Genomic DNA, 7,254 nt, shown 5'->3' on the forward strand with positions numbered 1-7,254 from the left:
ACCTGGATGCTCGGCTCGCTGCGAGCGAGCAATCGCACCAACCCGGCCCGCATCGCCGGCTGGGAATGGACGATCAGCACCCGCAGCCGCGGACCGTCCGGGGTGCTGGTGGTGCGATAGGGCAGGTCGGCGCGCACCCGCGTCCCCCACCCGGGAGTCGAGTCGACGCGGACGCGGCCCCCGACCTGGCCGGCCCGCGCCACCAGGCCGCGCAGCCCGACACCGCGCGGCCGTCCCAGCTCGGCGTCGACGTCGAAGCCGACGCCGTCGTCCTCCACGATCACCGCGATCCCGTCCGAGCCGTAGACCAGGCCGACCCGCACCATGGACGCCCGGGCGTGCTGGGTGACATTGGCCAGCGCCTCGCCGACGATCCGCGTCAACTGGTGCTCGACCACCTCGGCGACCTCCTGCGGCTCGCCGAACTCGCGGAACACCGGCGCCAGCCCGGAGGTCGCCTGCAGCCACTCCAGGTCGACCTGGATGCTCTCGGCGAGTGAGCGCCGCTGGTGTCCCGCCGGACGCAGCCCCCAGACCGCCCGCCGTCCCTCGTTGAGGGTTTCCTCGGCCGCCCGCTGGGCCGCCAGCAGGGACGGGACGGCGTCCGTCCCGCGGCTGAGCAGCTGGTGCGCCTCGCTGAGCTTGAGCGTGATCGTGGCCAGCCCGCGTCCCACACTGTCGTGCAGTTCGAGCATCGCGCGCTCGCGCTCGGCCACCACGGCGGCGGTCTTGGCCCGCTCGGCGGACTCCTCGTGCAGCCGGGAGTTGGCGATTGCGATCGCCGCGTGGGTGGCGAAGTGCGCCAGCAGGTCAGCGTCGGCCTGGCTGAACCGCTGCTCGTCGGTGGCGGCGAAGACCACCAGCGCACCGATCGGGCTGCCGCGGCGCAGGATCGGCGCGCCGATCACCGCCCGGCGGTAGCGGGGCTCGTGCGGGGCGATGTGGCCGCGTCCGACCTGGGAGTAGGCCTGGTAGATCACCGGGGTTCGGGCTTTGGCCACGGCGCCGGTGACACCCTCGTCCAGGGAGAACACCTGGCCGGTCTGGCAGCCCTCGTCGAGGTCGATCTGCTTGAGGTAGGTGTGCGCCTCGGTGTCAATCAGGCAGAGCGAGCCGCTGCGGCAGCCGAGCAGGTCGACGGCGCTGCGGAGGATCCGCTCCAACAGCGGCTGGAGCCGGAACTCGCCGGCCAGATCCTCGGCCACGGCCGCGAGAGCATCGGCCCAGGCGCGTTCACGCGCTCCGGGAATCGGGGTCTGCGTCAGGTCGCCCATGGCCTGCCTCGCTTCGTTCGCCCGGTCGGCCCGTGGTCGTGCCAGCGCGACCGGCCGGAGTCGGATGCGGACGACTCTACGCGGCAACCGTGCGCGCGACGAGGCCTGGACCGGATGCTCGACGTCGATCTCGGCGAGCTTGCGGCGACCGTGCGCGCGACGAGGCCTGCCTGTGGGCCCTGTCGTCGCCTGGCGCGTGCAAGCGGCGACCGCGCGCGAGGAGGCCTGCAACGATCTGTCCCCCGACTGCTCGCCCTCCCGCCCGACTCACGTGGAGACTGTTCCGGCTTGAGTCAGAACGTGACCCGCAGGGGAACCGTCCTGGTGAGTAGCTGTCCCACCGGGAGCAACGGGGTGGTTCAACCGTCGCAAGTGGACCAGGGCCAGCTGGTCTGCTGATCAGGGACGGTCGAGGTCCTGCCAGGCGTCGGCCAAGCGGTTCACCGCCTCAGTGATCGACCCCGGAGCGACGGTCAGCGGTAGCCGGAGGCGGTCGGCCTGACCACCGCTCACCGAGAATTTCGTGCCGGGCGAGAGCAAGACGCCGTGTCGTTCGGCGGCGGCGGCGAGTTCGGCGCTGCGTGGGGCGGGTAGCCGCACCCACAGCGCCAGGCCACCGCGGGGCCGCTCCACCCGCCAGTCGGGCAGATTCCAGTCGAGGTCGTCCAGCCAGGCCTCCCGGGCCTCGCGCATCCGGGCCAGCAGTTGGTCGCGGACCGGGCCGGGGTCGTCCAGGTAGCTGGTGGCGACCAGTTGGTCGAGGGCGGACGGGCCCAGGTTCAGCTGCAGCTGGTGGCTGCGCACCTGCTCGACCAGGGCTTCGGGGCAGCGCACCCAGCCGATCCGGATACCGCCCCACAGCACCTTGGACAGCGAGCCGAGAGTGATCGCGGTGTCGTCCAGCGCGGCCCACGGGGTGACCGGGTCACCGCCGTCGAGGTCGAGCCCGGCGACAGTCTCATCAACGATTGCAGTGCAGCGCGAGCGGCGCAGCAGGGCGACCAGCTCACGGCGTGCCTCGTCCGGCATCAACTGACCGGTGGGATTGTGGAAGTCCGGCAGCAGGTAGGCGGCCGCTGGACGCTCGCGACGCAGGGCGATCGCCCACCCGGCGGTGTCCCAGCCCCCGTCCCCCAGCGGGACGGACGCCACCCGCACGCCGGCGCCCTCGGCAGCCGCCAGCGCGTCCGGATAGGTCGGGTCGTCGACCAGCACTGCTGCGTCAGTCCCCGCGACGGTGCGCAGCACCACGGCGAGCCCGGCGAGGGCACCGGGGGTGACCACGATCTGTCCGGGGACGGTCGGCACCCCGCGGGCCTCGAACCAGCCAGCGATCCGCTCCCGCAGATGCAGGGCGCCGGCGTTCTCGTAGCCCGGGCTGGCCAGCACCTTCGGCAGCCACTCCAGTGCCTGCTCGACCAGGGACGACACCGCGGGCACCGCCACGCCGGCGGCGGGTCGCAGGTCGATCACCTCCCGGGGACCGGCCGGCCGGGCGAGGACGCGATCCCGCTGCGGCAGCCGGACGACGGTACCCGAACCCTGCCGGGCGGTTGCCCAGCCGGCGTCGACGAGCCGTGCGTAGGCGGCGGTGACCGTCGTCCGGCTGACGCCGAGTGCAGCAGCCAGCGTCCGTTCGGCCGGCAGTCGTGAACCGACGGCCAGGGTTCCGTCCATGGCGAACTGGCGGACGGCCTTGGCGAGGGCGAGGTAGGCCGGCTGGTCGGCTGGCAGTGGCAGGAGTTGCCGGAAGGGCTCCAGCGCGGGCTGAGGCATGCTCACCCGCCCACTCTGACATGATTGGACACTGCCGACAAGGCCATTGGCTGGGTTTCTGCTCTGCCGGCAGGCCACTGTGGGCGATCTCGGTGCCGCGGCTCCAGCTCCTGACGGTGCCGCCGCGGCCCAGGACACCACAGCGGAGCCGCACCTCATCGCGAACGATGGTGTACCCAAATACGGTTCACGATCGTTCACGCCAGGCCCGGCGCAGCGGCCGGCCCGGGTTGCTACACCGACATGGCAAAGGCCCCGGTCTGAGCCGGGGCCTTTGCCTGATGCGCGCTCGGAGGGACTCGAACCCCCAACCTTCTGATCCGTAGTCAGATGCTCTATCCATTGAGCCACGAGCGCATCGCCTCGCAGGGCGTCGTCCAGCTTACTCGACGCCGATGGGGACAGTCCAACCAGCGGCCAGACGACCAGCGCCCGGGCCGTCGGCACACCCGGCCCCACCATCCCCTCCCCCGACACGGCCGTCCCCACCGGCCCCGCCCGCCACGCAGGCCGGCCGGTCCTCCCCGACCACGCCCGCACTGCGGCATTCAGGGCAACGGTCTGGGCAGCTGCCGGCAGCCCTGGCTGCCGATGCACCCGGAATGAGGCAGGATGGACGTGCGAGTAGTCAGTTTCGCGACGAAGCGAACATCCAAGGAGTGATCCCCATGAGCCTCGACACCGCAGCCCCGACGCTTGTCGCCCCGCCCGGCGTCCTCCCCGAGCTGTTCGCCTGGGTCAGCCAGGTCGCCGAGCTCACCAAACCCGATGCCGTCCACTGGTGTGACGGGTCGCTGGCCGAGCGCGACCGCCTCAACGAAGAACTGGTCGCGTCCGGAACCTTCACCCGGCTCAACGAGACACTGCGCCCGGGCTGCTACCTGGCGCGCTCCACCCCCAGCGACGTCGCCCGGGTCGAGGCCCGGACGTTCATCTGCTCGGAGCAGGAGTCCGATGCCGGCCCCACCAACAACTGGGCCGAGCCGGCGGCGATGCGCAAGACCCTGGCCGGCGTCTTCGACGGCTCGATGCGCGGCCGGACGATGTACGTGGTGCCGTTCTCGATGGGCCCGCTCGGCGGCCCGATCTCGAAGCTCGGCATCGAACTCACCGATTCGCCCTACGTCGTGGTGAACATGCGGATCATGACCCGGATGGGCGCCGAGGCGCTCGAGCGGATCAACGCCGGGGAGTACTGGGTGCCGGCCGTCCACTCGGTCGGCTATCCGCTGGTGGATGCCGACGGCAACCCCCGTCCAGACCCGCCGTGGCCGTGCAACGACGAGAAGTACATCTGCCATTTCCCCGAGACTCGCGAGATCTGGTCCTACGGCTCGGGCTATGGCGGCAACGCGCTGCTGGGCAAGAAGTGCTACGCGCTGCGGATCGCCTCAGTGCTGGCCAGGGATGAGGGCTGGCTGGCCGAGCACATGTTGATTCTGCGGATCACCCGCACCTCGGACGGCCGCCGGTTCCATCTCACCGCGGCCTTCCCGTCCGCCTGCGGCAAGACCAACCTGGCCATGCTGCGTCCGACGATCCCGGGCTGGAAGGTGGAGACCATCGGCGACGACATCGCCTGGATGCGTCCCGGACCGGACGGACGGCTCTACGCGATCAACCCCGAGGCCGGCTTCTTCGGCGTCGCCCCGGGCACCTCGGAGAAGACCAACCCGACCGCGCTGCACGCCCTCGGCCACGACACGATCTTCACCAATGTCGGGCTCACCGACGATGGTGATGTCTGGTGGGAGGGTATGACCGACGAACCGCCCGCGCACCTGATCGACTGGCGCGGCCAGGACTGGACGCCGGGCTGTGGCCGCAAGGCTGCCCACCCGAACAGCCGGTTCACCGTCCACGCCTCGCAGGCCGAGTCGATCTCGCCCGACTGGGAGGCCCCGGACGGAGTGCCGGTCGACGTGATCCTGTTCGGCGGACGCCGGGCGCACAACGTCCCGCTGATCAGCGAGTCCTACGACTGGAACCACGGCGTCTTCGTCGGCGCGACCGTCTCGTCGGAGCAGACGGCCGCCGCCGAGGGGACGGTCGGAGCGCTGCGCCGCGACCCGTTCGCCATGCTGCCGTTCTGCGGCTACAACATGGCCGACTACTGGGGTCACTGGCTGCGGATGGGCGCGGTGCTGGGCGAGGGGGCACCGCGGATCTTCGCAGTGAACTGGTTCCGCAAGGACGACGACGGCCACTTCCTGTGGCCCGGCTTCGGCGACAACGCCCGCGCCATCGAGTGGGCGCTGCGCCGGGTGGCCGGCGAGGTGGCCGCCAGCGACGCGATCTCCGGACGGCTGCCGCTGCCCGGCGACCTGAACCTCGACGGGCTCGCCCTGCCCGAGCAGGATCTCGAACACCTCTTCGCCCTCGACCCCGACGCCTGGGCGCAGGAGGCCGAGCTCACCGCGGAGTACTTCGGCCGGTTCGGCAACCGGCTGCCCGCCGAACTGCGCCAGCAGTTGGTGGCACTGCGCGAGCGGATCGCGGCCGCCAAGGCGTGATCGCACGCACGCGATCGCGGCCGTCCACAGGACCGCGTGTGACGCTCCTGCGTTGGGCTGGCGTTGCTGTGTTCTGTGCCAGCCAACGAGGCTCTGCCCACCGTGGGTGGGGAAAGTGCTTTCCACTTCCACATCGGCATGACTCACGGAGGAACAGTCCCCATCGTGAGTCTCAGCGGACGTCAGCTACGCCGCACCAGCGACAGGTACGCCGCGGGGTACCCGCATCAGCGCTCCGGCTGTTCCACCACCGCCGGCCAGCGGCCGCGCAGGTAGGAGTGCGGATACCGGGCCAGATCAGGGTCACCCAGCTCGGCGGCGGCCCGTTGCGGCCAGGACGGTTCGCGCAGCGCCGCCCGTCCGATCAGGACGGCGTCGGCCGACCCGTCGTCGAGGACGCCCTGGGCCTGCGCCGGGTCGGTGATCCGTCCGACCGCGGCGGCGGGCATGCCCGTCTCACGGACGGCACGGGCCAGCGGCACCTGGTACAACGTCTCGGTGGGGATCTTCGCCAGCACATTGCCACCGCTGGAGACGTCCATCAGGTCCACCCCGTGCTGTTGCAGTTCTGTCGCCAACTGAACCGTGTCCTCGACCGTCCAGCCGCCGTCCAGCCATTCGGTGGCCGAGATCCGGACGAACAACGGCTTGGAGGCTGGCCACACCGCACGCACCGCGTCCACCACCTCGAGCAGCAGTCGGGTGCGTCCGGCGAAGTCACCGCCATAGTCGTCGGTGCGATGGTTGCTGAACGGCGACAAGAACTCGCTGATCAGGTAGCCGTGGGCGCCGTGGAGTTCGATCACGTCGAAGCCTGCCTGGTCGGCCCGGCGCGCGGCCTCGACGAAGCCCGCCACCACCGTCGCGAGGTCGTCGCGCGTGGCTTCGCGGGGGGTGGCCAGCCCGGGGAACGGGATCGCCGAGGGACCGACTGTCTCCCAGCCACCGTCCTCCGGCGGCACCGAGCCGGAGCGCTCCGACCAGTCGCGGTAGGTGGACGCCTTGCGTCCGGCGTGGGCGAGCTGGATCCCCATGGTGGCGCCCTGCGCGTGGACGAAATCGACCACGCGACGCCAGGCGTCCCGCTGGGTGTCGTTCCACAGCCCGGTGCACCACGGGGTGATCCGGCCCTCGGGCAACACTCCGGTCGCCTCCGCGATCACCAGCCCGAAACCGCCGGTGGCCCTGGCGCCGTAGTGCACGAGGTGCCAGTCGGTCGGCACGCCGTCCCTCGCCTCGCACTGGTACTGGCACATCGGGGGCAGGAAGATGCGGTTCGGGATGGTGAGGTCGCGCAGGGTCAGCGGGTCGAACAGGGAGGTCATGGACCTCAGGTTAGCCGTGCCCGCCCGGGGCACAGGGACGGGTCACACCGCTGCGGACGGAACCCGTGCCTGCGCCCGCCCGGCACAGGGACGGTTCGCTTGGGCTGGCGTGGCTTGAGCTGGCTTGGCGCACCCTCCCCGGGCACAGCGACGGTCCCGGTTGTTGGGCGGACGGTGCTGGTCCTGATCGCACCCCCGGCACAGGGACGGTTCGGCGGCCTGCGGGCACCGGAGGCGAAGGATCCAGCACTGGATCGCGCTCAATCGGCGGATGAGGCCGTCCTGGGGACGTTCAGCGTCGGATTCGTCTCACGCCAGCCTGTCGACGCCACATCCCGGCCCACGCCGAGATGACGAACAGCCTTC

4 protein-coding genes and 1 tRNA gene are annotated in these 7,254 nt (G+C 71.2%); 1 reads left to right on the forward strand and 4 read right to left on the reverse strand.

The genetic code is table 11. From position 1 onward, the window contains the following. From VB080_RS15260 to VB080_RS15270, 3 genes are all read right to left on the reverse strand, one after another. Positions 1-1,274 (reverse strand): GAF domain-containing sensor histidine kinase (locus VB080_RS15260; protein WP_323419310.1); only part of this gene is annotated, 1,274 nt, incomplete at its 3' end. 399 nt (positions 1,275-1,673) lie between these two features. Further along, the gene (locus VB080_RS15265) at positions 1,674-3,050 is read right to left on the reverse strand and encodes a PLP-dependent aminotransferase family protein (protein ID WP_323419313.1); all 1,377 of its coding nucleotides are present in this window, start codon (positions 3,048-3,050) and stop codon (positions 1,674-1,676) included. A gap of 284 nt (positions 3,051-3,334) precedes the next feature. Continuing rightward, a tRNA-Arg gene (locus tag VB080_RS15270) sits at positions 3,335-3,407 on the reverse strand. Positions 3,408-3,718: 311 nt separating this feature from the next. On the opposite strand from VB080_RS15270, the gene VB080_RS15275 reads away from it, so the two are divergent. Next, positions 3,719-5,563: a phosphoenolpyruvate carboxykinase (GTP) gene (locus tag VB080_RS15275; RefSeq protein WP_323419311.1), complete on the forward strand. Its 1,845-nt coding sequence runs from the start codon at positions 3,719-3,721 to the stop codon at positions 5,561-5,563. Positions 5,564-5,790: 227 nt separating this feature from the next. Here VB080_RS15275 and VB080_RS15280 read toward each other — a convergent pair whose 3' ends face one another. After that, on the reverse strand, positions 5,791-6,888 hold the full coding sequence (locus tag VB080_RS15280) for an NADH:flavin oxidoreductase/NADH oxidase (RefSeq protein WP_323419312.1): 1,098 nt from the start codon (positions 6,886-6,888) through the stop codon (positions 5,791-5,793). Between the last annotated feature and the right edge of the window lie 366 nt (positions 6,889-7,254).

The sequence above is a fragment of the Propionicimonas sp. genome (assembly GCF_034927565.1).
Taxonomy (GTDB): domain Bacteria; phylum Actinomycetota; class Actinomycetes; order Propionibacteriales; family Propionibacteriaceae; genus Propionicimonas.